This window comes from Bradyrhizobium sp. CCBAU 11430 (assembly GCF_028128855.1).
Lineage (GTDB): Bacteria > Pseudomonadota > Alphaproteobacteria > Rhizobiales > Xanthobacteraceae > Bradyrhizobium > Bradyrhizobium ottawaense.
Window position 1 is genome coordinate 32,666 of sequence record NZ_LBJV01000062.1, and the last position, 23,976, is coordinate 56,641.

The 23,976-nt window shown below is 65.1% G+C and carries 24 protein-coding genes; 13 read left to right on the top strand and 11 right to left on the bottom strand.

The genetic code is table 11. From position 1 onward, the window contains the following. Window positions 1-21 precede the first annotated feature (21 nt). Window positions 22-1,218: an FAD-dependent monooxygenase gene (locus XI04_RS21640; RefSeq protein ID WP_271623763.1), complete on the bottom strand. Its 1,197-nt coding sequence runs from the start codon at window positions 1,216-1,218 to the stop codon at window positions 22-24. A 147-nt stretch (window positions 1,219-1,365) separates the two neighbouring features. On the opposite strand from XI04_RS21640, the gene XI04_RS21645 reads away from it, so the two are divergent. Next, on the top strand, window positions 1,366-1,842 hold the full coding sequence (locus XI04_RS21645; RefSeq protein WP_271609015.1) for a MarR family transcriptional regulator: 477 nt from the start codon (window positions 1,366-1,368) through the stop codon (window positions 1,840-1,842). Here XI04_RS21645 and XI04_RS21650 read toward each other — a convergent pair. The 3 genes from XI04_RS21650 to XI04_RS21660 form a co-directional block, all read right to left on the bottom strand. Further along, a complete protein-coding gene (locus XI04_RS21650; RefSeq protein ID WP_271609004.1) occupies window positions 1,811-3,067 on the bottom strand; it encodes an O-antigen ligase family protein in 1,257 nt (418 codons plus the stop codon). The genes XI04_RS21645 and XI04_RS21650 overlap by 32 nt on opposite strands. A gap of 71 nt (window positions 3,068-3,138) precedes the next feature. Beyond that, window positions 3,139-4,686 carry an undecaprenyl-phosphate glucose phosphotransferase gene (locus XI04_RS21655; protein ID WP_028141408.1) on the bottom strand — a complete coding sequence of 516 codons (1,548 nt, stop codon included), beginning with the start codon at window positions 4,684-4,686 and terminating at the stop codon, window positions 3,139-3,141. Window positions 4,687-4,806: 120 nt separating this feature from the next. After that, window positions 4,807-5,940, bottom strand: a complete 1,134-nt coding sequence (locus XI04_RS21660; protein ID WP_028141409.1) for a glycosyltransferase family 4 protein — start codon at window positions 5,938-5,940, stop codon at window positions 4,807-4,809. Window positions 5,941-6,144: 204 nt separating this feature from the next. Here XI04_RS21660 and XI04_RS21665 point away from each other — a divergent pair, with 204 nt between their 5' ends. Next, window positions 6,145-8,478, top strand: coding sequence for a GumC family protein (locus tag XI04_RS21665; RefSeq protein WP_271609003.1), 2,334 nt, complete (start codon window positions 6,145-6,147; stop codon window positions 8,476-8,478). A gap of 180 nt (window positions 8,479-8,658) precedes the next feature. On the opposite strand, the gene XI04_RS21670 is transcribed toward XI04_RS21665, so the two are convergent. Continuing rightward, window positions 8,659-9,840 carry a GNAT family N-acetyltransferase gene (locus tag XI04_RS21670; protein ID WP_271592555.1) on the bottom strand — a complete coding sequence of 394 codons (1,182 nt, stop codon included), beginning with the start codon at window positions 9,838-9,840 and terminating at the stop codon, window positions 8,659-8,661. 130 nt (window positions 9,841-9,970) lie between these two features. Here XI04_RS21670 and XI04_RS21675 point away from each other — a divergent pair, with 130 nt between their 5' ends. Beyond that, window positions 9,971-11,014 (top strand): polysaccharide deacetylase family protein, encoded by a 1,044-nt coding sequence (locus tag XI04_RS21675; protein ID WP_152102866.1) that lies wholly within the window; start codon window positions 9,971-9,973, stop codon window positions 11,012-11,014. Here XI04_RS21675 and XI04_RS21680 read toward each other — a convergent pair. Beyond that, the gene (locus XI04_RS21680; protein ID WP_018320088.1) at window positions 10,998-11,219 is read right to left on the bottom strand and encodes a DUF2842 domain-containing protein; all 222 of its coding nucleotides are present in this window, start codon (window positions 11,217-11,219) and stop codon (window positions 10,998-11,000) included. The genes XI04_RS21675 and XI04_RS21680 overlap by 17 nt on opposite strands. Window positions 11,220-11,314: 95 nt before the next feature. On the opposite strand from XI04_RS21680, the gene XI04_RS21685 reads away from it, so the two are divergent. After that, a complete protein-coding gene (locus XI04_RS21685; RefSeq protein ID WP_271609002.1) occupies window positions 11,315-12,397 on the top strand; it encodes a COX15/CtaA family protein in 1,083 nt (360 codons plus the stop codon). Here XI04_RS21685 and XI04_RS21690 read toward each other — a convergent pair whose 3' ends face one another. From XI04_RS21690 to XI04_RS21705, 4 genes are all read right to left on the bottom strand, one after another. Continuing rightward, a complete protein-coding gene (locus tag XI04_RS21690; RefSeq protein WP_028141414.1) occupies window positions 12,398-12,742 on the bottom strand; it encodes a hypothetical protein in 345 nt (114 codons plus the stop codon). Between the two features lie 119 nt (window positions 12,743-12,861). Beyond that, a complete protein-coding gene (locus XI04_RS21695; protein WP_271609001.1) occupies window positions 12,862-14,142 on the bottom strand; it encodes an O-acetylhomoserine aminocarboxypropyltransferase in 1,281 nt (426 codons plus the stop codon). A gap of 149 nt (window positions 14,143-14,291) precedes the next feature. Beyond that, the gene (locus XI04_RS21700) at window positions 14,292-14,876 is read right to left on the bottom strand and encodes a CoA-binding protein (protein ID WP_271609000.1); all 585 of its coding nucleotides are present in this window, start codon (window positions 14,874-14,876) and stop codon (window positions 14,292-14,294) included. Between the two features lie 105 nt (window positions 14,877-14,981). Next, window positions 14,982-15,806 carry an enoyl-CoA hydratase gene (locus tag XI04_RS21705; RefSeq protein WP_038973476.1) on the bottom strand — a complete coding sequence of 275 codons (825 nt, stop codon included), beginning with the start codon at window positions 15,804-15,806 and terminating at the stop codon, window positions 14,982-14,984. 85 nt (window positions 15,807-15,891) lie between these two features. Here XI04_RS21705 and XI04_RS21710 point away from each other — a divergent pair, with 85 nt between their 5' ends. The 6 genes from XI04_RS21710 (at window position 15,892) to XI04_RS21735 (ending at window position 19,572) form a co-directional block, all read left to right on the top strand. Beyond that, entirely contained in the window at window positions 15,892-16,320 is a 429-nt protein-coding gene (locus XI04_RS21710) for a PaaI family thioesterase (protein WP_038973475.1), read from the top strand. Between the two features lie 158 nt (window positions 16,321-16,478). After that, window positions 16,479-16,943 (top strand): 50S ribosomal protein L13, encoded by a 465-nt coding sequence (gene rplM / locus XI04_RS21715; RefSeq protein WP_008137961.1) that lies wholly within the window; start codon window positions 16,479-16,481, stop codon window positions 16,941-16,943. 1 nt (window position 16,944) lies between these two features. Beyond that, entirely contained in the window at window positions 16,945-17,424 is a 480-nt protein-coding gene (gene rpsI / locus XI04_RS21720; protein WP_008547917.1) for a 30S ribosomal protein S9, read from the top strand. 229 nt (window positions 17,425-17,653) lie between these two features. Next, window positions 17,654-18,874, top strand: a complete 1,221-nt coding sequence (locus tag XI04_RS21725) for a GGDEF domain-containing protein (RefSeq protein WP_028141419.1) — start codon at window positions 17,654-17,656, stop codon at window positions 18,872-18,874. 60 nt (window positions 18,875-18,934) lie between these two features. Then, the gene (locus XI04_RS21730; protein ID WP_028141420.1) at window positions 18,935-19,174 is read left to right on the top strand and encodes a hypothetical protein; all 240 of its coding nucleotides are present in this window, start codon (window positions 18,935-18,937) and stop codon (window positions 19,172-19,174) included. A 101-nt stretch (window positions 19,175-19,275) separates the two neighbouring features. Further along, window positions 19,276-19,572, top strand: coding sequence for an antibiotic biosynthesis monooxygenase family protein (locus tag XI04_RS21735; protein WP_028141421.1), 297 nt, complete (start codon window positions 19,276-19,278; stop codon window positions 19,570-19,572). 82 nt (window positions 19,573-19,654) lie between these two features. Here XI04_RS21735 and XI04_RS21740 read toward each other — a convergent pair whose 3' ends face one another. Next, window positions 19,655-20,791: an AI-2E family transporter gene (locus tag XI04_RS21740; RefSeq protein ID WP_085968110.1), complete on the bottom strand. Its 1,137-nt coding sequence runs from the start codon at window positions 20,789-20,791 to the stop codon at window positions 19,655-19,657. Between the two features lie 141 nt (window positions 20,792-20,932). Between XI04_RS21740 and XI04_RS21745 the strand changes: the two genes are divergently transcribed. From XI04_RS21745 to XI04_RS21755, 3 genes are all read left to right on the top strand, one after another. Next, window positions 20,933-21,631, top strand: a complete 699-nt coding sequence (locus tag XI04_RS21745; protein ID WP_038948763.1) for a hypothetical protein — start codon at window positions 20,933-20,935, stop codon at window positions 21,629-21,631. Between the two features lie 91 nt (window positions 21,632-21,722). Further along, on the top strand, window positions 21,723-22,496 hold the full coding sequence (locus XI04_RS21750; RefSeq protein ID WP_028141424.1) for a gamma-glutamyl-gamma-aminobutyrate hydrolase family protein: 774 nt from the start codon (window positions 21,723-21,725) through the stop codon (window positions 22,494-22,496). 1,122 nt (window positions 22,497-23,618) lie between these two features. After that, window positions 23,619-23,855 carry a hypothetical protein gene (locus tag XI04_RS21755; protein WP_028141426.1) on the top strand — a complete coding sequence of 79 codons (237 nt, stop codon included), beginning with the start codon at window positions 23,619-23,621 and terminating at the stop codon, window positions 23,853-23,855. Window positions 23,856-23,976: the final 121 nt, after the last annotated feature.

Here is a 23,976-nt window from a genome sequence, read left to right on the forward strand (position 1 = left end):
CACCCTACGGCACCGTCTCTGTTACACCGCCCGCGCATCATACGCGTACATGAACTCCATGCTTTTCGATCCCAGCGGCAGCAGCCATTTCAGCATCTGATTGCGCACCCACGCGCCGGTGGCGCTGAATTCGCGCTTGCTGTTGCCGTTGCGGCGGGCCATGGCGACGATCTTCTCGGTGCGCGGGCGACGCTCGGCCTCGAAGGCCTGGAAGGTGGCGCCGAGCTCCTGGCCGTCCTGCATCAGGCGGGCGAGCCGCATCGCATCCTCGAGCGCGAGCGAAGCACCCTGGCCGGCATGGGGGCTGGTCGCATGCGCGGCGTCCCCAATCAGCAGCGAGCGCTTGCGCGACCAGGTCGGCAGGGTCGCTACGTCGAGCGTGTCGGTGACCACGATGTTCTCGGCGGCCTCGATGATATCGGGGATCGGATCGTGCCAGCCGCGGTGGAAGCCGCGCAGATGCTGCTTCAGCGTCGACGGGTCGAGCGCGCGAAACATCGCGGCGTCCATGCCGTGCGCGGGCTGCGTGCTCCACCACATCACGCCGTCCGTGGGATCGGGGCTGCAATAGCCGTAGCCGAAGAAGCCGCTCTGGCCGAACGTGGTCTCGACGTGCCGGCCGATCGATCTGCCGTCGAGCACGGCGTGCGGCAAGAAGCCGCCGAAGCCGATCAGTCCGGTGTTGAACGGCTGGGGTCCGTCCGGCACCACCTGCCGACGTGTGATCGAGTGCACGCCGTCGGCACCGATCAGGAAGTCGCCCTCGGCGGTGGTGCCGTCGGCGAAATAGGCAATGATCGGCTGGTCGCCGCGATCCTCGACCTTGATCAGGCGCTTCTCGAAATAGAGCGAAACGCAGGCGCACCAGGCCTTGTCGATCAGGATTTCGTTCAGCGTGGCGCGGCAGACGTTCACCGCAGGCTGGCCGAAGCGCCGTTCCATGTCGCGGTTGATCGAACCGAGCCTCACGCCGCCTTGCGAATAGAAGTCGAAGGATTCTGCGACCGAGCCGCGGCCGATCAACTCATTCGCCAGCCCGATCTCGTCCATCACATGCATGCCGTTCGGCGCGATCTGAAGGCCGCCGCCGATGCCCTTCGAATAGGGCCAGGCCTCGAAGATCGCGGACTCGATGCCGGCGCGGCGCAGCAGGATCGCGGCCACGGGGCCGGCAATGCCGGCGCCGATGATCAGGGCCTTGCGGGGTCGATAGGACATGGCTTGCTCCCGACGTTTCCGTGGTGCTAGGAGGAATTACGGTCGCTAAATATCTTAGTGACTAAGATATATATCGCCTAAGATATGAGGTCGGCCTTGTCAAGGACGAAGGCGCGCAACGCGCTGCTGCAGGAGCTCGAGGACGCCATGCGCCGGTCGTCCGCGCAGGGCGTGCTCTATGGGCAAACCGTTGCCAACGTTGCCGGAATTGCCAATTCCGATCTCGAATGCATGGACATCCTGTATCTCGAAGGACGCGTCACTGCAGGAAGGCTCGCCGAGGTCACGGGCCTCACGACCGGTGCGATCACCGGCGTGATCGACCGGCTCGAAAAGGCCGGCCTGGTGCGCCGTGAACGGGATGAGAAAGACCGCCGCAAGGTCTTCATCGCCGTCGTGCCGGACGCGGCGATGAAGATCGGCCAATTCTACGTGCCGATGCAGCAGGCGATGGAAAAGGTGTTCGGCGGCTATTCCGACGAGGAATTGCGGCTGCTGCTGCGTTTCGCCAACGAGGGCTACAAGGGTGTGCTCGCGGCAACCGAGGCGCTGAAGAGCCTGCTCGACACGCCGCCGGAAAAACGTCCGGCTCTCAAGCTGAAGACGCGTCCTCGCCAGCCCTGATCTTGTAGATCTGCGCGGCCGCGATCATGCCCCACATCGCGCCCAGCATCATCCAGAAGTGCCGCCAGTGGTCGGTGTCGATCACGAAGCTTTCGCCGACGGTGCCGACGAAGGCGGAGAACACGGCGAGATAAGCGCGCTGCCAGGGCACCGGGACGAAGATGTGCCGGAAGCCCATGATGACGGTGGTGAAGACCAGCGCGGGATAACACACGCCGGACAGCCAGCCGCCGGACATGAAGGCGTTGAGATAGGAGTTGTGGGTGTCCTCGGGGAAGAAGCGGTGGAATTGCAGGGGGCCGATGCCGAACGGCAGGTCGAGCGCCATCTCTGCGCCCAGGATGTGGCGGCCGAACCGGCCGAAGCGGCCCTCGTCGTAGCTCTGGTCGAAGCTCGCGCGCTGCTTGAACATCTCGGCGGTGGAATCGAACGACAGCAGCACCGCGATCAGCGCGAGCCCCAGCACGGCGGCCACGATCGCCATGATGATGATGCGCGAGCGCTGCGCGTTGGTGCGGCTGGTCAGCACCATCAGCGCCAGCATGAAGGCGGAGGTCAGCACGAGGCCGCCCCAGGCGGCACGTGAGAAGGCGAGCAGGATCGCGAGCGACATGATGCCGAAGGCGATGACGTTGCGGAACGCCTTGCCGAGCTTGTCCGAGACCACGCTCTGCAGCGCGAACAGCGCCGGCAGGATCAGGAAGGCGCCGAGCACGTTCGGGTCCTTGAACGTGCCGCGCGCGCGGCCGTAGAGCGTGAGGAGGTCGTTGCCGCCGGGCACCAGGTGGAAATAGCCGGCGACCGCCAGGAGTGAGGCGATCATCGCGCCGACCACGAGGCCGCGGCGGAGCATGTCGAGCCGGGCCGCGGTGTCCTCGGACGTGACCATGGCGAAGAACACCACCGTCACCGCCATGTACCAGGAGGTCGCGATCCAGCTTACGACCTCGGACCGCTCGAACAGCGGGATCGCGCTGATGGTGTAGCCGACATTGAGCAGGACCAGCATCAGCACCAGCGGCATCAGCGCGAGCCGCAGCCGCAGGCCGGTGGCGAAGAACGTGACGGCTGCGAGCAGCGTCATGATCTCGTAGGGGCTCGGCTCGATGAAGACGACCGCGCCGGAGGCGCCGACCAGCCACACCAGCGCGCGCTGCAGCGCCAGCACGCCGGGCGCAGCCGGTACGGCTACGTTCACTCCACCGGCTGTCGCCGCATACGCCATCACATGCTCACGCTATTCGGACGCCAAACACCGCTGTCATCGCCCGGTCAAGCCGGGGCATGACGGAAAACTCAATACGCGTTCTCGTTCTTGGTCAGCAGCGAGATCGGCGTCTTCAGGAGAATGTAGAGGTCGAACAGCACCGACCAGTTCTCGATGTAATAGAGGTCGAACTCGACGCGCTTCTGGATCTTCTCCTCGTTGTCGATCTCGCCGCGCCAGCCGTTGATCTGGGCCCAGCCGGTGATGCCGGGCTTGACGCGGTGGCGGGCGAAATAGCCGTCGACGGCTTCGTCGAACAGCCGGCTCTGCAGCTTGCCCTGCACCGCATGCGGGCGGGGGCCGACCAAAGAGAGATTGCCGGAGAACACCACGTTGAAGAGCTGCGGCAGCTCGTCGAGGCTGGTCTTGCGGATGAAGCGGCCGACGCGGGTGACGCGCGGATCGTTCTTGGTCACGACCTTGGAGGCCGTGGGATCGGCCTGATGGTGGTACATCGAGCGGAACTTGTAGACGTCGATGCGCTCGTTGTTGAAGCCGAAGCGCTTCTGGCGGAACAGCGCCGGGCCGGGGCTGTCGAGCTTCACCGCCAGCGCCACCAGTCCCATCACCGGCAGCGCCACGAGCAGCGCGAGACTGCCGACGACGCGGTCGAACAGCCATTTCATCACCAGATCCCAGTCGGTGATCGGCGCCTCGAACACGTCGAGCGTCGGCACCTCGCCGAGATAGGAATAGGAGCGGGGCCGGAACCGCAGCTTGTTGGTGTGCGCGGAAAGGCGGATGTCGACCGGCAGCACCCAGAGCTTCTTCAGCATTTCCAGGATGCGCGTCTCCGCCGAGATCGGCAGCGCGAACAGCACGAGATCGACGCGGGTGCGGCGGGCGAATTCGACGATGTCGTCGACCTTGCCGAGCTTGCGCGCGCCGGCGCAGGTGTCGAGCGCGCGGCTGTCGTTGCGGTCGTCGAACACGCCGAGCACGTGGATGTCGGAATCCTCCTGCGCTTTGAGCGCTTCGACCAGCTGCTCGCCGTTGCTGTCGGCGCCGACGATGATGGTGCGGCGGTCGAGCCGGCCCTGGCGCGCCCAGCCGCGCACCAGCGATCGCAGCACCAGACGCTCGGCAAGCAGCGCGGCGAGCCCGAGGAAATAGAAGGCGGCGAGCCACAGCCGCGAGATTTCGCTGCCGTATTTGGCGAAGAAGGAGATGCCGATGAACAGCAGGAAGACGAACGACCAGGACGAGATCATCCGTGTCATCTGCCGGAGCTGCCCGCGGAACAGCTGCACCTGATAGATGTCGGCGGCCTGGAAGCAGATCACGGCGGCGATCGATACGGCGATGACCTCGGCGGGATAGACCCAGCTGAAGCCGGAGAGCGGCATGACGTAGCCGACATAGAGCGCGATACCGACGAGGCTGAGCAGCGCGAAGTCGGCCACGCGCACGAAGCCGGCGATCACGATCGGTGAATAGGCGCGGGCGACCTTCTGGTTGACGACGTCGAGGGCTGCGGGCGAGAGCCGGCGGCGGCGCTCCACGAAGGGTTGGTCAGCGGGTTTCGCCGCGGCACTGGTCGCGGCATCGAGCATCGAGCGTGCGTTGAGCGGTTCCACGGGCGTCCACGTCCATTTCAAGCACCCGCGGGCCAATGGCGTTGGCGCCCCGGGCGGCATTCCCCGGTCCTTCGATTATCGAACAAATCGGAAGATTTTCTAAAGCGGGCTTAAGGATGGTTAATGATTGGCAAATGCATCGCGATAGCCGGCGATTACGCCGTCGACCATGGCGGCTTGCGAGAAATGCGCCGAGATGCGTTCGCGCAAGGACACGGCGCGCTGCGCCGTTGCGGTGGGATCGTCGAGTGCGGCCGCGATCGCCTCGGCCATGGCCTCGGAATTGCTCGGCGCGAACAGGGCCGGACTGTCGGAGCCGAAGATCTCGGGAATGCCGCCGATGCGCGATGCGATCATGGGAATGCCGGCCGCGCCGGCCTCGATCACGACATAGGGCATGGAATCGCCGCGCGAGGGGACGACCAGCAGCCGCCCCTTGGAGAAGCCGTAGCGCGCCTTGACGTGACCGATGAAGCGGATGGCGCCGGACAAACCGAGCTTCTCGACCTGCGCCTTCAGCGCCGCCGTCTCCTCGCCGTCGCCGCCGAGCGTCAGCGTGACCTTCTTGCCGCCCTCGTGCAGGCGCGCCACGGCATCGACCAGGAGATCGGCGCCCTTGATGTGCCTGAACTCGCCGACATAGGCGAGGTCGGTCGCATCGTCGGTGGTCACGACCGGCTCGAACTCCTCGGGCGTGACGCCGTTGAAGACGCAATGCACCACGCCCTTGGGCGTGCCGACGATGCGTTGATAGGTGTCGCGGGCAAACGCGCTTTCGAACAGGAACAGGTCGGTCGAATCCATCAGCGAGCGCTCGAGTCGCGCGTAAAACTCGCCCTTCAAGGTGTTGAGGGGATAATGCAGCGAGCCGCCGTGCGGCGTGTAGATGCGGATGGTGTCGTCGGAGCGTCGCCGCATGCGGATGAAGGCGCCGGCCTTGGCGCCGTGGCCGTGCATGACGTCGGGCTTCAGGGTGGCAATCAGGCGCCGCATGCGAAGCCACACCAAAACGTCGTCCGGAGAGGGCTCGCGGCGGATCGCCATCCGGTGCACGCCGAGCTTCAGCCGCGGCGCGAGCTCGGCGAGGGCCTTGTCGGCGCGCTCGCCGCCGGTGAGGCTATCGGCGAGGATGCCGACATGGTGGCCGCGGTCGACCTGGCCGTTGGCGACGTCGAGGATGTGGCGGAAGATGCCGCCGACCGGAGCACGCACGGCGTGCAGGATACGAAGCGGCCGGTCAGGAGAGGGGGGCATGAATCAAAACCAGCGCTCGACGGCGAATGCCGAACAATTCCTAGGAAAATATCGAGACAGATTAAGGGGCCTCGTGGTTAACAAACGGTGACGCGTGCGCCTGCGCAAGTCGCCGCATGCCGCGATTAACCCAGCGGCAACCTTAATGGAGTGTAATCGCCGGGGTTGAGGTAGCTTGTGGCGTTGCCCCTGCGGGAGTGTTCGATGCGTTTAGCGTTCTGGCGTGCCGGCAAGGACAAGGCGGTGGTTGCGCGGGCTGTTGGAAAGTCCAAGGCCGAAGTCGCGCCCAAAGCTGACGTCAAGGCTGACGTCCAAGTCGAGCCCAAGATCGAGCGGAAGATCGAGCAGAAGATCGAAGTCAGGCCTGCGCCGATCGTCACGAAGCACGCCCAAGTCGAGTCCGGCGATATCGACCTGCACGCGCTCGGCGCGGCATTGGCGCGCAAGCGCGGCTGGATCATCGTGCCGACGGTGCTGGCGCTGGTCGCATCCTTTGCGATCGTCAATCTCGTCACGCCGCGTTACAAGTCCGAATCGCGCATCCTCATCGACGGCCGCGAGAACGTATTCCTGCGCCCGAGCAGCGACCGCGCCGAGGAGCGGCAGGCGCTCGACGCCGAGGCCGTCACCAGCCAGGTGCAGCTGGTGCTGTCGCGCGATCTCGCGCGGGAGATCATCAAGAAGAACAAGCTCGCCGAACGCCCCGAGTTCGATCCGGTGCTGCAGGGCATCTCGCCACTGAAGTCGCTGGCCGCGATGATCGGTATCGGCCGTGATCCGTTCTCGATGACGCCGGAAGAGCGCGTGCTCGATGCCTATTACGACCGTCTGCAGGCCTATGCCGTCGACAAATCGCGCGTCATCGTGGTCGAATTCCAGTCCGCCGATCCGGATCTTGCCGCCCGCGTCGCCAATTCGATCGCCGACGGCTATCTGGTGCTCCAGCAGAATGCGCGCCAGGACCAGGCCAAGAATGCCAGCCAGTGGCTCGCCGGCGAGATCGAGAGCTTGCGCAAGAAGGTCTCCGACGCCGAGGCCAGGGTGGAGGACTTCCGCTCCAAGTCGAGCCTGTTCATCGGCACCAACAACACCACGCTGTCGAACCAGCAAATGGGCGAGGTGAACACCCAGCTCAACAATGCGCGCTCGCTGAAGGCGGATGCGGAATCCAAGGCTAGGCTGATCAAGGAGATGCTCCAGAGCGGCAAACCGATCGAGGCATCCGAAGTCGTGAACTCCGAATTGATGCGGCGGCTGTCGGAGCAAAGGGTGACGTTGCGTGCGCAGCTCGCCGAGCAGTCGTCCACGCTGCTCGGCAATCACCCGCGCATCAAGGAGCTGAAGGCGCAGCTTGGCGACCTCGACAATCAGATCCGCGACGAAGCGGCCAAGATTTCCCGCTCGCTCGAAAGCGACGCGCGGATCGCCAGCGGCCGCGTCGATGGCCTGACCGTGAGCCTCGAGCAGCTCAAGAAGCAGGCGACCTCGACCAACGGCCAGGACGTCCAGCTCCGCGCACTCGATCGCGAGGCCAAGGCGCAGCGCGATCTGCTGGAAGGCTATCTCGCCAAGTACCGCGAGGCCAATACCCGCGAGACCATCGACACGGCGCCGACCGACGGCCGCGTCATCTCGCGCGCCATCGTTTCGAACACGCCGGCCTACCCGAAGAAGCTGCCGATCGTGCTGATCGCGACGATCGCGACGCTGCTGCTTTCGTCCGGCGTCGTCGTCACCGGCGAGCTGTTGCGCCAGACCGCACCGCGCGCTGTGGCGGTCGGCCCGGCGCAAACGCAGGCACCGGTGCGCCGGGAACCGGTTGTCCAACCGGTCGTCCAGCCGGTTGTGCGGCCCGAGGTCGAGCCGATCGCCGATCCGGTCATGGCAGAGGCCGCGCGGCTTCAGCCGGAGATGACTGATCATGCCGACGTCACCGAATTCACCGAGATCGAAAATCTGGCCGGCGGCCTGCGCGCCGCGGGCGCTGCGGCGAAGAAGGTCACTGTGCTCGGCACCGCTTCCGGCGAAGCCATTACGCTGTCGACGCTGACGCTCGCCCGGCATCTGGCGCGCGAGGCGCGCGTCGTCGTGGTCGATCTCGCTGCGTCCTCGCCGACGATTGCCGCGGTGTCCGTCGATGCTTCGGCGCCCGGCCTTGCCGAGCTGATGCAGGGTGAGGCGTCGTTCGCGCAAATCATCACCCGGGACAAGCTGTCACGGCTCCACCTTGTCATGGCCGGCCGTCCCGGCTTCGACCGCAGCGTGCTGCAATCGCCGCGGGTGACGCTCGCGATCGACGCGCTGCTGCGCGCCTATGATCACGTCCTGGTCGACGCCGGCAGCGCCTCCGACCTTCCGGCCGAGCTGCTGACGGCGCATGCCCGCGCCGTCGTGGTGCCCGATGCCTCGATGGCAAGCGATGCGCGCACGCTGATGTGCGAGCAGCTCCGGGCGGTCGGCTTCAGCGAGGTGACGATGCTGAGCAAGCCCGTGCAGGCTTCGGATGCGATCGAGGCGCCGCGCGTGGTGGCGGCGTAGGCTTTTCTTTCCCTCTCGCGCACTCGGAATCGTAGGGTGGGCAAAGGCGCGTTCGCGTCGTGCCCACCACCTATTCCATACAGTAACAGAAGACGTGGGCACGCTTCCGCCTTCGCTCTGCGAGCTACGGCGGACAAGTCGCTTTGCCCACCCTACGATATCGGCGTTCGCGGAGAGGCTTTACCCGAATGCCTGCCGCAGCCGCCTGGCCAGATCAAACAGCATCTGGTTCTGCTTCACCAGCCGCTTGCCGTGGCTGAGCGAGGACATCGCCATCGCCGCGAGCTTGCCGCGCGAGGTCAGCGGGACAAAACTGTCGAAGATGTCTTCGTCGTCCTTGCAGAACATTCGCTTGTAGTCGTCCGAACCGATGCCGAGGTCGAGCGAGCGGTAGCCGCGCTCGCCGTAGCGATCGATGATGTAGCGCATCAGGATCAGGCCGGGGCTGTAGCGGGCGTGCTCGGACATCGTGTAGGTGTTGAACATCATCGAGAAGCGCTCACCGTCGGCGACGCCGGCGAAGATCGCGATCACCTCGTCGTCGCATTCGAGCGCGTGGATGTCGATGACGCGGCCTTCGCCGCGCGGCGCAAGGCAAGCGCTGCGGACGAACTGCTCGACGCCCGGCTCGGCGAAGACGTTTGGAAGCTTCTGTTCTGCCATCCGCACCGGCTTGACGCGGAAGAACCAGTCGAGCAGGCGGGTGACGTCCGCGTCTGACGTGGCAAGGTGATAGCGATAGCCGGCGAGCGCCTGGAGCTTCTTTTCCTTGCTCTTGAGGCGGCGGCGGAAGGAATTGCTGATCCGCGATGCCGGCGGCCCGCCCGGCTCCAGCACCAGTTGCGGGCAGCCGTTGATCGGGCTCTGCCGCGGCAATAGGGCAAACGGGTTCTGCTGGCCGTGCCAGCGCTGCGGCTGCTGCGTCAGCGCGAGCACGTCGATGTGCTCGCGCAGCGGCGCAAGCAGCGTATCGAGATCTGCGGCAGTGGTCTGCGCAGCACACGCGGCGTTCCACAGGCCCATGTTGAAGGTCGTATGCTTGCCGCCCATGAAGCAGGCCGTACGCACGCCGTGGCTTTGGCGCAGCGAGAGCGGCAGCAGCATCAATGGCGTGTGATCGGCGTCGCGGCCGATCACGACGAAGGGCCGCGCGCCCTCGCGCTCGCCGACCAGTCGCTGCCAAGGGCTCAGCAGATCGAACCGCTGATAGGGCGTGAAGAGATGGCCGGGCTCCTCGAAGGCGCGCCAGACCGCCTCCGCGGCGCCGAGATCGGTGACGATATCGACATGCGCGATACGGCTCGCTTTCGACCGCGCTGGCGCTTCTGCCGTCCGGCTTTGCATCGCCGCAGCCATGGTCATTCGCGAAACCTGTCGAGAAATCAAAATAGACGTAATTCGGCCTGTGGCCGACCTTTGCAAAGAAATGTCAACAAAGGGTAAGGACAATGGAGAGGGAACGGGCGCCTTCAGGGCGCGAAGGGTCAAGATTTTGGCATCCGACGACAGATGGCTGGAACGGCTGCGCCTCGAGCTGGCCTGGTTCACCGGCCAGGCTGCGCTGCGCAGCCGCGGTGCCGGCGCCATCCTGCGCTTTGCGCGGGTGCGGCCACGGCGGCGCGGCGGGTTTCAGCCGCTGCGCGCGGACGAGATCACGCCGCAATTTCTCGACCGCGCCGTTCGCGCGTTGAAGCGCTGGAACTACGATTTTCTCGGCATGGACGAGGTCTGCCGGCGCGCGGTGACACTGCCGGAGAAGCGGCGTTTCGTGGCGCTCACTTTCGACGGCGCGAACAAGGATCTGATCGACTTTGCCTATCCGGTGCTGGCGCAGCACGCCGTGCCCTTCACGATCTACGTGCCCACCGCGTTTCCCGATGGCGTCGGGCAGGCCTGGTGGCTCGGGCTCGAACAGGTGATCGCGCGCGAGAGCCGCATCAATCTGATAATGGGTGAGAAGGAGCAGCGCTTCACCGTCACCGGCAATGCCGAGAAGAAGGCGCTGTTTTCGCATCTCGAGAGCTGGCTGCGCTCGCTGTCGCCGGCGGATCTGTCGGCCGCGATCGCCGATCTCTGCACGCGCTACCGGATCGATCTCGCCGCGCTCTCGCGCGAAGCGTCGATGGATTGGGAGGATCTGGCGAAGCTCGCCGCCGATCCGCTCGTCACGATCGGCAGCGCCACGGTGAACTATCCGGTTCTCGCCAACATGAAGGATACGGCAGCCTCGCGCGAGATGGCGATGGGCAAGGCCGTTGCCGAAGCGGCCTTCCGCCGCGATGTCAGGCATCTCGCCTTTCCGTTCGGCGATCGTACCTCGTTCCGGCGCGGCCACGTTGTGATGGCGGAGGAGGCGGGCTTTGCCAGCGCGGTGTCGACGATCCCGGGCATCGTGGACGCGGAGGGGCGGACCAATCTGCGCGCGCTGCCGCGGATTTCCTGGGACGGTCGCGTGCGCTCGCTGCGTATGTTGCGCGTGCTGGTGTCGGGTGTTGCGTTTGCGCCGGTGAGGCCGACCGCTACGAGCCAGACTTGACGCGATCAGGTCGCTGCATCCAGCTCACGATCGGCATCGCCGGCAGCACCCAGCCCATGCCGACCACCACGTAATAGATCGCCTGCCGCCAGCCGGACTCGGCGATCCACGGCATCTGCGCCGCCGCCATGCCGAGCAGGGCCCAGACCGTGGCCAGCACCAGGAGCAGGATGGCGCCGAGGAACTTGCGGGTGCGGATCGTCATGGCTGACTATACGGCCTTCGCGTAACTTGCGCTGCGGGAGCGGGGGACTATAAGGGGCACGCAGTCCGGTTCAAGCCCTGGTTTTAGCGCCTGAAATGACGACGAATTCCGTTCCAACCAACCCGCATCGCGCCGTGCGCTGGTGGCTGATCTCCGTCGCCGCGCTGATCGCGCTGATGGTGCTGGTCGGCGGTGCGACGCGGCTCACGGAATCCGGCCTTTCGATCGTCGAATGGAAGCCGGTCACGGGCAGCGTCCCGCCACTGTCGGAAGCGCAGTGGACCGAGGCGTTCGAGGCCTACAAGAGAATCCCGCAATATCGCGAGCTCAACGCGGGCATGAGCCTGTCCGAGTTCAAGCAGATTTTCCGGTGGGAATGGAGCCACCGGCTGCTCGGCCGTTTCATTGGCGTCGCCTATCTCTTGCCGTTCCTGTTCTTCCTGTGGCGCGGTGGGCTGTCCGGTGAATTGAAACGTAGACTGTGGCTTCTATTCGCGCTTGGCGGTCTCCAGGGCGCGGTCGGCTGGTGGATGGTCGCCTCGGGTCTCACCGAGCGGGTCGAGGTGTCGCAATATCGGTTGGCGACGCATCTTGTGCTCGCGCTCCTGATCTTTGCTGGCATCGTCTGGACGGTGCGGCGGCTCAAGGAGCGGCCGCAGATCGCGGCGTCTGCGCGGTTGCGCTTCACGGGCGCGCTGCTCCTCGTCGTGACGTTCGTGCAGATCTATTTCGGTGCGCTGGTTGCGGGCCTGCGCGCCGGGCGCGCCTACAACACCTGGCCGCAGATCGACGGCGCGTTCATTCCCTCGGCCGAGCGGCTGTGGTTCGAGACCCCGTGGTGGCGCAACATGTTCGACAATGTGCTGACGGTGCAGTTCGAGCACCGCATGACCGCCTATGCGCTGTTCGCGCTGGCCGCGCTGCATGCGATCGACGCGGTGCGTTCGCGCGCAGGTGCGGCCGCAAGCGGCGCGCTCTGGCTGTTCGCGGCGGTGAGCCTGCAGGCGGTGCTCGGCATTCTCACGCTGCTCAACCAGGTGCCGATCGACCTCGCGCTGTCGCATCAGGCCGTCGCAATCGTCGTGTTGACGCTCGCGGTGATGCAGGTGGAGCGGCTCGCTTCGCGGCGATCTGCGGAGGCGCAGCCGCGTGCGGTTCCGATTAGCCAGCCCGGCTGATCAGCAATAGCCGTAGATGCCGCACGCGTAGGGTAGGCGCCAGAAATAATCGACCTGCTTCCCGCCGTAATACGCGCCCTGATAGTCGTAGCTCCAGGGGCGGCCGTAGTAGCCCGGCAAGGTGTGCGAGCCCGGCAGCAGCGGCGTGCCCGGCAGATTGCGGATATAGCTGCCGATGCCATAGGCCGGCGAGATCAGCGCATCCGGGTCGGTATCGACATAGACCTGCGGCGGCTCCTGTGGCGGAGCGGCGGCGCGCCGCTTCGGCGTGGCCGGCAAGTCAGCGGCAACGGCGGCTGAAACCGTCAGCATCGCCGCAAGGGCAGGCACCATCCAGCGCAGCATCGTCGGCTCCGAATCAAAAGGGCGATCCAAGGACGATGTATGGGGCAGATATGGTTAATGACTGTTAACCGGGACGTCATTCCGGGGCGCATTCAGGCGTCCCGGAATGACCGGGAAAGCTACGCCCCCAGCGCCTGTTCCAGATCGGCGATCAGGTCTTCCTTGTCCTCGATGCCGATCGAGAGCCGCACCACGTCGGGGCCGGCGCCGGACTTCACCTTGGCGGCGTCGTCGAGCTGGCTGTGCGTGGTGGACGCCGGATGGATCACCAGCGAGCGGGTGTCGCCGACATTGGCGAGATGCGAGAACAGCTGCAGTTTCGACACCAGGCTGACGCCGGCGTCATAGCCGCCCTTCAGGCTGAAGGTGAACACGGCGCCCGCGCCCCTCGGTGCGTATTTGCGCGCGAGCTGGTTATACTTGTCGCTTGCCAAGCCCGCATAGCTAACCGACGCCACCGCCGGATGGCCGGCGAGGAATTCGGCGATCGCTTTCGCATTGTCGCACTGCTTCTGCATGCGCAGCGGCAAGGTCTCGATGCCGGTCAGGATCATGAAGGCGTTGAACGGCGACAGAGCGGGGCCGAGGTCGCGCAAGCCCAGCACGCGGCAGGCGATCGCGAAGGCGAAATTGCCAAAGGTCTCCTGCAGGCGGATGCCGTGATATTCCGGTCGCGGCTCCGACAGCATCGGATATTTGCCGCCGGTCGACCAGTCGAAGGTGCCGGCATCGACGATGATGCCGCCGAGTGAATTGCCGTGACCGCCCAGGAACTTCGTCAGCGAGTGCACGACGATGTCGGCGCCGTGGTCGATCGGGCGGATCAGGTAGGGCGAGGCCAGCGTGTTGTCGACGATCAACGGCACGCCCGCCTTCCGCGCCACCGTCGAGATCGCCTCGATGTCGGTGATGCTGCCGGCGGGATTGGCAATGGACTCGATGAAGATCGCCTTGGTGCGCGGCGTCACCGCGCGCTCGAAGCTTGCGATATCGTCGGGATCGGCCCACACCACGTTCCAGCCAAAGGTCTTGAAGGCGTGCGTGAACTGGTTGATAGAGCCGCCATAGAGTTTTCGCGCGGCGATGAACTCGTCGCCGGGCTGCATCAATTGCTGCAACACCACGACCTGTGCGGCATGGCCCGAGGCCACCGCAAGCGCGGCCGTGCCGCCTTCGAGCGCGGCGACGCGCTCTTCCAGCACCGCGTTGGTGGGATTGCCGATGCGGGTATAGATGTTGCCGAACGCCTGCAGACCGAACAGCGAGGCAGCGTGGTCGGCATCGTTGAACACGAACGACGTCGTTTGATAAATCGGAGTCGCGCGCGCGCCGGTGGTGGGGTCGGGCTGTGCACCGGCATGCACGGCGAGGGTTGAAAATCCCGGAAGGCGATCGCTCATTGAGGGCGTCCTGTTCTCTTGGTCTGAAATCGCGCGGCATGCTGATGGGCGCCGCGCTCGGCGTCAAGGCGCCGTGTCACATCAAGACCATTTGGGAATGATCTTGCTACGCATTGTCGCGTTGGCAAAATGAATCCCTCGCAATTGCGTCAGCTTTGCCCGGTCTTGTTTTTGGCGGCACGATCGGAGGCCGCAGTGTCGCCGCCGCCGACGCTCATCCGATTGAGGGATAGCCGCATGCCTTGCGTCGGTGCCGGCGCGCGCTTGGAGCTGAGCGTGCGCGAATTCACGCCCATCCAGGAGATCTCGGACGACAGGCGGCCATATTCGATCTTGGGGCAGCGGTTCATCACCACCTTGATACCGACCGACTCGGCTTTCGCTGCCGCCACGTCGTCACGTGCGCCAAGCTGCATCCAGATCACCTTCGGCAGCGGGTCGAGCGTGAGCGCTTCCTCGACGACAGGCATGATGTGGCTGGAATTGCGGAAGATGTCGATCATGTCGATGGGACGGCCGATGTCGGACAGCGAGGCGATGAAGGGCTTTCCGAGCAGCTCCTTGCCGACATGGCCGGGATTGACCGGGATCATGTCGTAGCCACGCTGCGCCAGATATTTGAACGCGAAATAGCTCGGCCGCACATTGACCGGCGAGGCGCCGACCATCGCGATCGACTTCACGCTGTTGAGGATGGCGCGGATGTAATTGTCGGAATAGGCGTCGTGGTTCATTTGTTCTTTTTCCTTGTCATTGCGAGGAGCGAAGCGACGAAGCAATCCAGTCTTTTTCCGCGGAGGGATTTCTGGATTGCTTCGCTTCGCTCGCAATGACGAATTCTATTCATCCCGCCATGTCGGCGTGCGCTTCTCGATGAAGGCGCCGATGCCTTCCTCGGCATCGCGTGCCATCATGTTCTCGGTCATTACCTCTGCGGCATAGCGATAGGCATCTGCAAGGCTCATCTCGGCCTGGCGATAGAACGCCTCCTTGCCGAGCTTGACGGTGTAGGCCGATTTCAGCGCGACCTGCTCCGCCAGCGCGATCGCGGCGTCGCGTTCGGTGCCGGCGGGCACCACGCGGTTGATGAGGCCGATCTCGCGAGCGCGCGCGGCCGTAACAGGCTCGCCCGTCAGCAGCATCTCCATCGCCTGCTTGCGCGGCACGTTGCGCGATAGCGCCACCATCGGGGTCGAGCAGAACAAGCCGATGTCGACGCCCGGCGTTGCGAATTTCGCGTCCTCCGAGGCGATGGCGAGATCGCAGCTGGCCACGAGCTGGCAGCCGGCCGCGGTCGCGATACCCCGGACGGATGCGACCACAGGTTTTGGCAGGTGCACGATCGCCTGCATCATCGCGCTGCAGGCGGTCATCATCTCGGCAAAGAAGGCGCGGCCACGATCGGGGTCAGTGCGGCGCGCGGTCAGCTCCTTCATGTCGTGGCCGGCGGAGAAGGCGGGACCGTTGGCGGCGATCACGACCCCGCGGACGGCCTTGTCGCTGCTGATATCATTGAGCTCGGCATGCAGGCTTGCGATCATCGCCGCCGACAGGCTGTTGCGCGCGGCGGGGCGGTTCAGCGTCAGCACGGCGATCGGGCCTACGGTCTCGCGCAGCAGGATCGGCGGTTGCGGGGAGGGGGCGCGGGCAGCCTGGGCGGACATCGAAGCGTTTCCGTTGGATTATTGCATTTGAATGACGCAGATAACTTAATGTAACAGGGCAAGTGAAGCGAGGGTGGGGAACAGCATGGCGTTAGCGAAAATGAGCGTGGCAGAGGTCGAGCAGTTCCTCCGCCAGGAGTTTCCCCAGGCCTTCAGCGGCGACGACATCACGATCGAAAGCGCGGACGGCCAGACCTGCCTTTTGCGCCAGCGCTACAGCGAAAGGATGCTGCGACCGGGCGGAACCGTGTCCGGCCCGACGCTGATGGCGCTGGCCGATTTCGCGATGTACGTGGTCCTCCTGTCCGCGATCGGGCCGGTCGGGCTCGCCGTCACCACCAATCTCAACATCAACTTCCTGCGCAAGGGCGGGCCCGGGCAGGACGTGCTGGCGGAGGCGCGGCTGCTCAAGCTCGGCAAGCGGCTGGCGGTCGGGGAGGTGAAATTGTTGTCCGGCAGCTCGCCCGATCCGATCGCCCATGTCACCTCGACCTATTCCATTCCAAATGTTTGAGCTTTTTGCAGGTAATATAGCACCATATTTTTAAGTAATTGATATTGCGGTACTAATTTCCGCTGCCGGGCATTGACCGTTGCGTGTCTCTTCTCTAGAAAACCGCGCAGTCCGGTGCGGTGTTCGCGCCGATGCTCCCCGTCCACGGAAACTCTGACATGAAAACCTTTTCGGCAAAGCCGGCTGAGGTGACGAAGAAGTGGGTGCTGATCGACGCCAAGGGTCTGGTCGTCGGCCGCCTCGCCACCATCGTCGCCATGCGCCTGCGCGGCAAGCACCTCCCGACCTACACCCCGCACGTTGATTGCGGCGACAACGTCATCATCATCAATGCGCAGCATGCGGTCCTCACCGGCCGCAAGCGCGAGCAGAAGACCTATTACAAGCACACCGGCTATGTCGGTCACGTCAAGGAGCGCACCGCGCGCCAGATCCTCGAGGGCAAGCATCCCGAGCGCGTGCTCGAGAAGGCCGTCGAGCGCATGATCCCGCGTGGCCCGCTCGGTCGCGTCCAGATGGGCAATCTCCGCGTCTATGGCGGCGCCGATCATCCGCACGAGGCACAGACGCCCGAGAAGATCGACATCGCCAAGTTGAACCGCAAGAACACGAGGGCCGCATAACATGGCCGAATCCATCCAGTCGCTCGACCAGCTCTCGCAGCTCAAGACGGCGGCGGCGCCCGATGCGCCCAAGCACGAGAAGAAGGTCGACAAGTTCAACCGCGCCTATGCCACCGGCAAGCGCAAGGACGCGGTCGCCCGCGTGTGGATCAAGCCGGGCGCCGGCAAGGTCACCGTCAATTCGCGCGAGGTCGAGGTCTATTTCGCCCGTCCCGTGCTGCGGATGATGATCGAGCAGCCGTTCTCCGTGGCCGCGCGTTCGGGCCAGTACGACGTGATCTGCACGGTTGCCGGCGGCGGCCTGTCCGGTCAGGCCGGCGCGGTCCGTCACGGCATCTCCAAGGCGCTGACCTATTTCGAGCCGGAGCTGCGCTCTGTGCTCAAGAAGGGCGGCTTCCTGACGCGCGACTCCCGCGTGGTCGAGCGCAAGAAGTACGGCAAGGCCAAGGCCCGCCGGTCCTTCCAGTTCTCGAAGCGTTAATCGCTTCGGTCACATTCGCCGCGAAAGCGGCTTCAATGAGATGCAAAAGGGCGCTGATTTCAGCGCCCTTTTTGTTGTTCGTTTGTATGCAAATTGATGGCGTGTTTCCCGAAAACTTGGCCTCCCGCGAAAACCTGAATGGAACTCGCGCGACCTAGCGTCGCATTCGGAAGGGCGCGCAAATCGGCTGGGCCGGTCGCGTAACTGCTATGTTCTAGAGGGGGCCGACATGATGTCGCTCGATAGCATCACGCTCTATTTGGTCGCCACCATGGTTGCCGCACTGCTCGGCGCCATGATGGTGTTTTTCGGCAGGCAGGAGAACAGCCCTGCACTGAAATGGTGGGGCACCGCGTATCTGCTCGGTGCCGCCTCCGTCGCGCTGTGGACCGCGGCCGGCGACAGGCTGGGCCCGCATCTTTACCTTGCGCTGAACGCGGTCGGCTTCGTCGCCTGCGGCATGGTGTGGAATGCGGCGCGGGTCTTCCACGGCCGCAAGCCGAACTGGCCGGGTCTCGTGCTCGGCGCGCTCGCTTGGGTCGCCGCCGTCACGCTGCTCGACCCCGAGGCATCCATGTTGCGGATGATCATCGGCGCCGGCATCGTCTCGGTTTACGCGGCATTGACCGCCAGCGAGCTCTGGACCGAACGGCGCAAGAGCCTGCAGCGGCGCTGGCCGGCCTTCGTGATGCCGGTGATGCATGGCTGCGTGTTGATGCTGCCGGTCCTGATCGGCAGCTTCCTGCGTCCGCACGATGCCGGCTTCTCCCAGAGCATCTGGGTCAAGGTGTTCGCGGTTGAACTCATCCTCTACGCCGTCGGCACCGTGTTCGTGATCTTCATGCTGGTGTCCGAGCGCACCGTGACCGCGCACCGCACCGCCGCGTCGACCGATCCCCTGACCGGCATGCTCAACCGGCGCGGCTTCTCGGAAGCCTGCGGCCGCGTGATCGAGCGCGAGGCCAAGGCCGGACGTCCCGTGACCGTGATGATCTTCGACATCGATCACTTCAAGTCGATCAACGATCGCTTCGGCCACCCCGCCGGCGACGAGATGCTGAAACTGTTCTCCACCGTCGTCGTCAGTAATTTGCGCATCACCGACATGTCGGGCCGCATCGGCGGCGAGGAGTTCGCCGCGCTGCTGCCGTGCTCGCTGGAGGAGGGCGTGCTGGTCGCCGAGCGCGTGCGCGAGGCGTTCGAGACGTCCGGCGTCGTGGTCGATGAAGGCCCGGTCGACACCACCGTCAGCATCGGCGTCGCCGGCGGGCCCGCCGGCACCGAGCTCGAGGTGCTGCTGGCTTCGGCCGACACCGCACTCTACCAGGCCAAGCGCGGCGGCCGTAACCGCGTCGAGGCGGCGGAGGAGCTGCCGCTGTCGCTGGAGAACTGGCGCCGACAGAGCGCCGCGCGGATCAGTGCGCCGCAGCCGCGGCCGGCTACCGCCTGAGACGCAAGGCAGCACCCGCGGTAATCCTCTGTTTACCATTCGATCCCTACCATTGCGGTCATGGAATCGATCCGTCGACAGAACCCGCAAGCTGCCCTGATGTCGCTCGAAGCCGCTGCGGCCTCGGCACGCAGCGGCTTCGCCTGTCTGTTCTCGACCGCGGACGAATACGAGAGCGCGCTGATCACCGAGCGCCGCGCGCAGGGGCGTTACACGCAAGGCCGCCGCAGCTACTGGCCGCTCGCGCTGTTCATCGGCTGCGCCCTGATCGTGGCGGGCACCGTCCTGCTGCTGCTCTGAGAGACCTGCATTTTTGGGCCGACCAGGGCGCCGTTTCGGCGCCTTTTTCTTTCTTGCTGCCTGCGCTAGACACGCCCATCGAACAAAAAGGGTGGAAACCGATGATCACCGAGATCGCGCAAATCGACGTCAAGCCGGGCAGCGAGAAGGACTTTGAGGCCGCCGTCGCCAAGGCCAGGGCCGCCTTCGGCCGCTCCAAGGGCTTTCACGGCTTCGAGCTGCACAAATCGATCGAGAAGCCGCAGCGCTACCGGCTGATGGTGAAATGGGCGACGCTGGAAAATCACACCGTCGATTTCCGCGGCTCGGAAAACTTCACCGAATGGCGGGGCCTCGTTGGCCAGTACTTTGCCTCGCCGCCCGAGGTGGAGCACACCGAGACCGTGCTGACGACCTGAGGGTTTATTTCTGGAGCATGATCTTATCGGAAAACCGCTGCGCACTTTGCGCTAACGCGGCCCTTCGGGTCCGGATCATGCTCTAGGCCGCTTCTGCCAAAGGCGGCGCCTCATAGGTCTTGAAATGGTCGATCATGACCTTGGCGATGGCGACCAGCGGCAGTGCCAGCGCCAGGCCCCAGATGCCGAACACGACGCCGAGCACGATCTGGAACGCGAACAGGGTGGCCGGCGGAATGTCCAGCGCCTGCCGCTGCAGGATCGGTGTCAGCACGTAGCTCTCCATGGCGTGCACGCCCATGAAGAGCAGAAAGGCCGATAGCGCCGGGATCCAGCCCGAGGCGAGGCTCGCCAGCACCACGACGACGCCGGCGATGATGGCCCCGATGGTCGGGATGAAGGCGAGCAGGCCGGCCTGAATTCCCAGGATGAACGAGCTGGGGATGCCGATGATGGCAAGCCCGATCCAGGTCACCACGCCGACCGCGAGCATGACGATGATCTGCGCGATCAGCCAGCGCTCCAGAGTCTCACTGATGCGATCGATGATGAGGGCGACGCGGGTGCGGTGCCTGGCAGGCGCCAGGAATAGCAGACCGTCGTGATAGACGGCCGGCTGGGCGGCGAAGGCGAAGCCCAGGAACAGCACGATGAAGATGTTGCCGACACCGTGGATGGTGCCGAGCAGCAGCTTGAAAGTCTGGCTCACGATCGCCCCGCCACTGGAGGCCAGCGCGCCGGCGCCGGGCAGGGGACCGCGCGAGGGCGCTGCTGGTGCGGGCGCCGTCTCCGACGGCGCAGTGGCCGAGGCGTCGGTCGCGCCGTTGCCGAAATCGAAGAAGCTGGTGTCGATGCCGTGGTTGTCCAGGAAGGACTTCACGTTCCCGATCTGCGACTTGATGGTCTTGCTCAGCAGCGAAGCCTGTTCGGCAATGGTGGCGCCGCCGAGATAGGCGATGCCGGCCAGCATCAGAGCGAGCGCGGTGCAGACGATCGCGAGCCGCACCGGATGCGGCAGGGGCACGCGGCGGCCGAGCGCGCCTGTCAGCGCGTTGAGGCCGAGACCGAGCAGCATGCCGGTGAAGATCAGCAGCAGGGTGGCGGCGAAATACCAGGTGAAGGCGAGCAGCGCGGTGAACAGCACGACGCCGATGCCCCCGACCGAGATCGCCCAAGCGAGGTCGCCGCGGGTCCGGGAGCGTTCATCTTTGGACGACATGGTCACATCGGGTCCTTTTCAGCGCAATGCGCGCTGCACTCTCCGGGCAAACGCGCTTCGGATCAAGACCGCGTCAACGCGCTGATTTGACGTCGGCGTGCCGACGGTGCAGAGCGATGAGGAAAGAGCAATGGGGGCGGTTTGAGCTTCATCAGCAAATGGGCCGGTCTGCTCGGGCTTCTCGCCGTGCTCGTGGTCGGCGACCAGATCCGGATCAACCGGCCCGGCCACAAATTTCGTCTCACGGTCGAGGTCACGACGCCTGACGGGATCAAGGCCGGATCCGGCGTTCTGGCCGTCGTGCCCGACCGCAACTATAACCGCGGCGGCCGCACCACGATGCGCGGGGAGGCGGTGTTCGTCGACCTCGGCCAGAGCAAGAATCTGGTGGCATTGCTGGCGCACCGGCAGGACGCCAAGCTGGACTTCGACGACATCAACTATGTCGCGCTCCGTGCCTATGGCGCCGCGCGCGGCAACCGCGTCTCGTTCAACGATATCCACCGGCAGACCGGCGTTGTCCCGGTGCAGGCAGACCTCGTGCCGGTGCTCGTGAGCTTTGGCGATCCCAAGGATCCCAAGACGGCCCGCCTTGTCGCCGGCGACCATGCGGAGGCGGTTCTGGGCGAGGGCTATGCGATCCGGGGCATCACTGCCGAGGTCGAGCCCAACGGGTTCTGGCCGATCGATTTCGGTGGGGTGCTCGGAGAGCCCGTGACGCGCGGCATCGATGCGAAACTGCCCTGGCTGGCCGCCCCGGGCGATCCTGCCGCAACCGCACTGCAGGCCGCCGGGCTGCCCGCCGGGGGCGAGGCCCGGGAGGCATTTGCGCGAAAATAGCATTGCCGTCCCGCGATCCCTTCTGTTGAATTTGTTCCAGCCCAAGGGCATGTTTGGAGAATCTTCTTATCGGAGAGGCGCGGAACGACAGATGAGAAAGCCGGTCGTCGGCGTGATCGGGAATGCCCATCGCGTCGAAAATCGATTTCAGGTCCAGATGGTCGGCGAGCGCAATTTGCGCGCCGTGGCCGAGGTTTCCGGTGGCCTGCCGATGATGTTCGCGGGCGCGCCTGATATCACCGATATCGGCGCGCTGCTCGACGTGGTCGACGGCATCGTGCTCACCGGCGCCCGCGCCAACGTCCATCCGACGCGCTTCAATGTCGATCCCTGCGAGCGCCACGAGCCGTACGATATCCATCGCGACGAGGTGGCGCTGGCCCTTTCGGTCGCCTGCGTCGCCCGCGGTGTGCCGCTGTTCGGCATCTGCCGCGGCCTCCAGGAGATGAACGTCGCCTTCGGCGGCTCGCTGCATCCCGAGATCCGCGAGATTCCCGGCCGCATGAACCATCGCATGCCCAGGCTCGAGAACGGCGAGATCCACCCCGATCCGACCGTGGTGTTCGCCGACCGTCACGACGTCGAACTGACGCCGGGCGGGGCGTTCGCAAAACTGCTCGGCTGCGAGAAGATCAGGGTCAATTCGCTGCATGGCCAGGGCATCCTCGATCCCGGCAAGCGCGTGCTCGTCGAGGGCGTCGCCGAGGACGGCACCATCGAGGCGATCCGGATCGCGGAAGCCCCGACCTTCGCGCTCGGCGTGCAATGGCACGCCGAATACGATCCCCAGCGCAATCCGGTCAACCGCAAGCTGTTCGAAGCCTTTGGCGAGGCCCTGGTCGCGCGGCAACGCGCGGCGGCGTAGGGTCCTCTCGTGTCCCGGACTCGCTGCAGCGTCCTTACGCTGCTGCGCAGAGCCGGGACCCAGCGCTGCCCGCGCGCCGCTGCGACATGGGCCCCGGCTCTGCAGCGCACCGCTAAGGGGCGCTGCGCTGCGTCCGGGGCACGAGAGGCGGCTGAGGCGCTTTCTCCCACCGTCATTGCAAGCGTAGCGACTTGTCCGCCGAAGCCTTGGCGAAGGCGGAAGCAATCCAGAATCTTTCCGCGGTGGGATTCTGGATTGCTTCGTCGCAAGAGCTCCTCGCAATAACGGAGCAAGGTGCATCGTCGGCATCTCCACGCTCTCAGCGCAACTCGCAGACACGCCTTCGCGCTCTCGCGGCGCGTTTCGCCCGAGGCTTGCTGTCGTTCGCGCTCCTTGAAGACCAAAGGGCGCAGGGAAGGCCGGGCGCCGGCGGCACCCGCAAGTCCGTGCGCGACAGAAATGCACACGGGGTGGACTACAGGTGATGCCGGTCGCCCGGCCTTCCCTGCGCGGATGGTTTTAACGGTGTCCTTCGTGCTCTCCTCGGGGAGCGATGCACTATTGCCCCCGTCGCCTTGCGGGATGATCGATGCGCGTGCCCGGTCGGGCCGCCGCATCACCGCAAGCCTTGACGCACAGACCCCGGGCGTCAGGACCACACGACTTCTCCGTCCGCGGACGATCCCGCCGAAATCCCGGAAGGCTTGCGTGTGCTCGCCCTCTGGCATCGACGAAACTGCTGTGACCGCGCCGTGTCGTATCGCGTGGCCTGAGGACTCACGGTTGCCCGCCCTGTCATCATGCCGAGCCGCGCCGGCGCTACCGCGTCCACCGCCACCCGGCCCGCATCTCGTGACGATCGCGAAGCGCCCCTTTGGCAGGGGCCGGGATGGGCGAGGGTATGCCACAAATCCGAAATTCGGGAAAGCGGAATATTTTTGCGCCAAGGGCTTGACCGGGTGTTTTGCCCGACGCGTCTCGGGGAGTGATCCCCATCGCTGACCGAGCGGACCGGAAGGGATTGCGCTATCCCAATGCCGGTAGCTGCTTTATCGGGAAGACTTGTTTGGTGGATTTGGCAGATACAACTAAAGTTCTGCCCCAAGACGGAGGATGACCTTCATGAGCAGACCTGTGAAGACGGAAAGCGAACTGATCGCCATGGCGAAGGCCGAGTTGAAGGTCCACGCCGATTGTCCCGATGGAATGACAATCTCGATCCTCCGAGATGGTACTTCCTGGGAGTTTCGAGCCAGCGCGGACCAGGCCACCTCGGACCGGCCCGGCTACCCTGAATGCGTTGCCATGCTGGTCCAGATCGGTGATCACCTCTGCAAGCAGTACGACGTGGAAGGGTAGGCGCGCCCGCGCTTCGACCATGCCCCGCAGGTCAACCCGTTAAGCACTGCGACGATGTTTTAGACCCCGCTGCGGCAAACTGTCCAATTTTCCTGTTGACCCGGAATTGGGCGACGGTAAT

Excerpts from the sequence above, each read along its gene's own strand:
- XI04_RS21640 (WP_271623763.1), bottom strand. The coding sequence starts at position 1,218 with ATGTCCTATCGACCCCGCAAGGCCCTGATCATCGGCGCCGGCATTGCC.
- XI04_RS21645 (WP_271609015.1), top strand. The coding sequence starts at position 1,366 with ATGCGCCGGTCGTCCGCGCAGGGCGTGCTCTATGGGCAAACCGTTGCC.
- XI04_RS21650 (WP_271609004.1), bottom strand. The coding sequence starts at position 3,067 with ATGGCGTATGCGGCGACAGCCGGTGGAGTGAACGTAGCCGTACCGGCT.
- XI04_RS21660 (WP_028141409.1), bottom strand. The coding sequence starts at position 5,940 with ATGCCCCCCTCTCCTGACCGGCCGCTTCGTATCCTGCACGCCGTGCGT.
- XI04_RS21665 (WP_271609003.1), top strand. The coding sequence starts at position 6,145 with ATGCGTTTAGCGTTCTGGCGTGCCGGCAAGGACAAGGCGGTGGTTGCG.
- XI04_RS21670 (WP_271592555.1), bottom strand. The coding sequence starts at position 9,840 with ATGACCATGGCTGCGGCGATGCAAAGCCGGACGGCAGAAGCGCCAGCG.
- XI04_RS21680 (WP_018320088.1), bottom strand. The coding sequence starts at position 11,219 with ATGACGATCCGCACCCGCAAGTTCCTCGGCGCCATCCTGCTCCTGGTG.
- XI04_RS21685 (WP_271609002.1), top strand. The coding sequence starts at position 11,315 with ATGACGACGAATTCCGTTCCAACCAACCCGCATCGCGCCGTGCGCTGG.
- XI04_RS21690 (WP_028141414.1), bottom strand. The coding sequence starts at position 12,742 with ATGCTGCGCTGGATGGTGCCTGCCCTTGCGGCGATGCTGACGGTTTCA.
- XI04_RS21695 (WP_271609001.1), bottom strand. The coding sequence starts at position 14,142 with ATGAGCGATCGCCTTCCGGGATTTTCAACCCTCGCCGTGCATGCCGGT.
- XI04_RS21700 (WP_271609000.1), bottom strand. The coding sequence starts at position 14,876 with ATGAACCACGACGCCTATTCCGACAATTACATCCGCGCCATCCTCAAC.
- XI04_RS21705 (WP_038973476.1), bottom strand. The coding sequence starts at position 15,806 with ATGTCCGCCCAGGCTGCCCGCGCCCCCTCCCCGCAACCGCCGATCCTG.
- XI04_RS21710 (WP_038973475.1), top strand. The coding sequence starts at position 15,892 with ATGGCGTTAGCGAAAATGAGCGTGGCAGAGGTCGAGCAGTTCCTCCGC.
- rplM (WP_008137961.1), top strand. The coding sequence starts at position 16,479 with ATGAAAACCTTTTCGGCAAAGCCGGCTGAGGTGACGAAGAAGTGGGTG.
- rpsI (WP_008547917.1), top strand. The coding sequence starts at position 16,945 with ATGGCCGAATCCATCCAGTCGCTCGACCAGCTCTCGCAGCTCAAGACG.
- XI04_RS21725 (WP_028141419.1), top strand. The coding sequence starts at position 17,654 with ATGATGTCGCTCGATAGCATCACGCTCTATTTGGTCGCCACCATGGTT.
- XI04_RS21730 (WP_028141420.1), top strand. The coding sequence starts at position 18,935 with ATGGAATCGATCCGTCGACAGAACCCGCAAGCTGCCCTGATGTCGCTC.
- XI04_RS21735 (WP_028141421.1), top strand. The coding sequence starts at position 19,276 with ATGATCACCGAGATCGCGCAAATCGACGTCAAGCCGGGCAGCGAGAAG.
- XI04_RS21740 (WP_085968110.1), bottom strand. The coding sequence starts at position 20,791 with ATGTCGTCCAAAGATGAACGCTCCCGGACCCGCGGCGACCTCGCTTGG.
- XI04_RS21750 (WP_028141424.1), top strand. The coding sequence starts at position 21,723 with ATGAGAAAGCCGGTCGTCGGCGTGATCGGGAATGCCCATCGCGTCGAA.
- XI04_RS21755 (WP_028141426.1), top strand. The coding sequence starts at position 23,619 with ATGAGCAGACCTGTGAAGACGGAAAGCGAACTGATCGCCATGGCGAAG.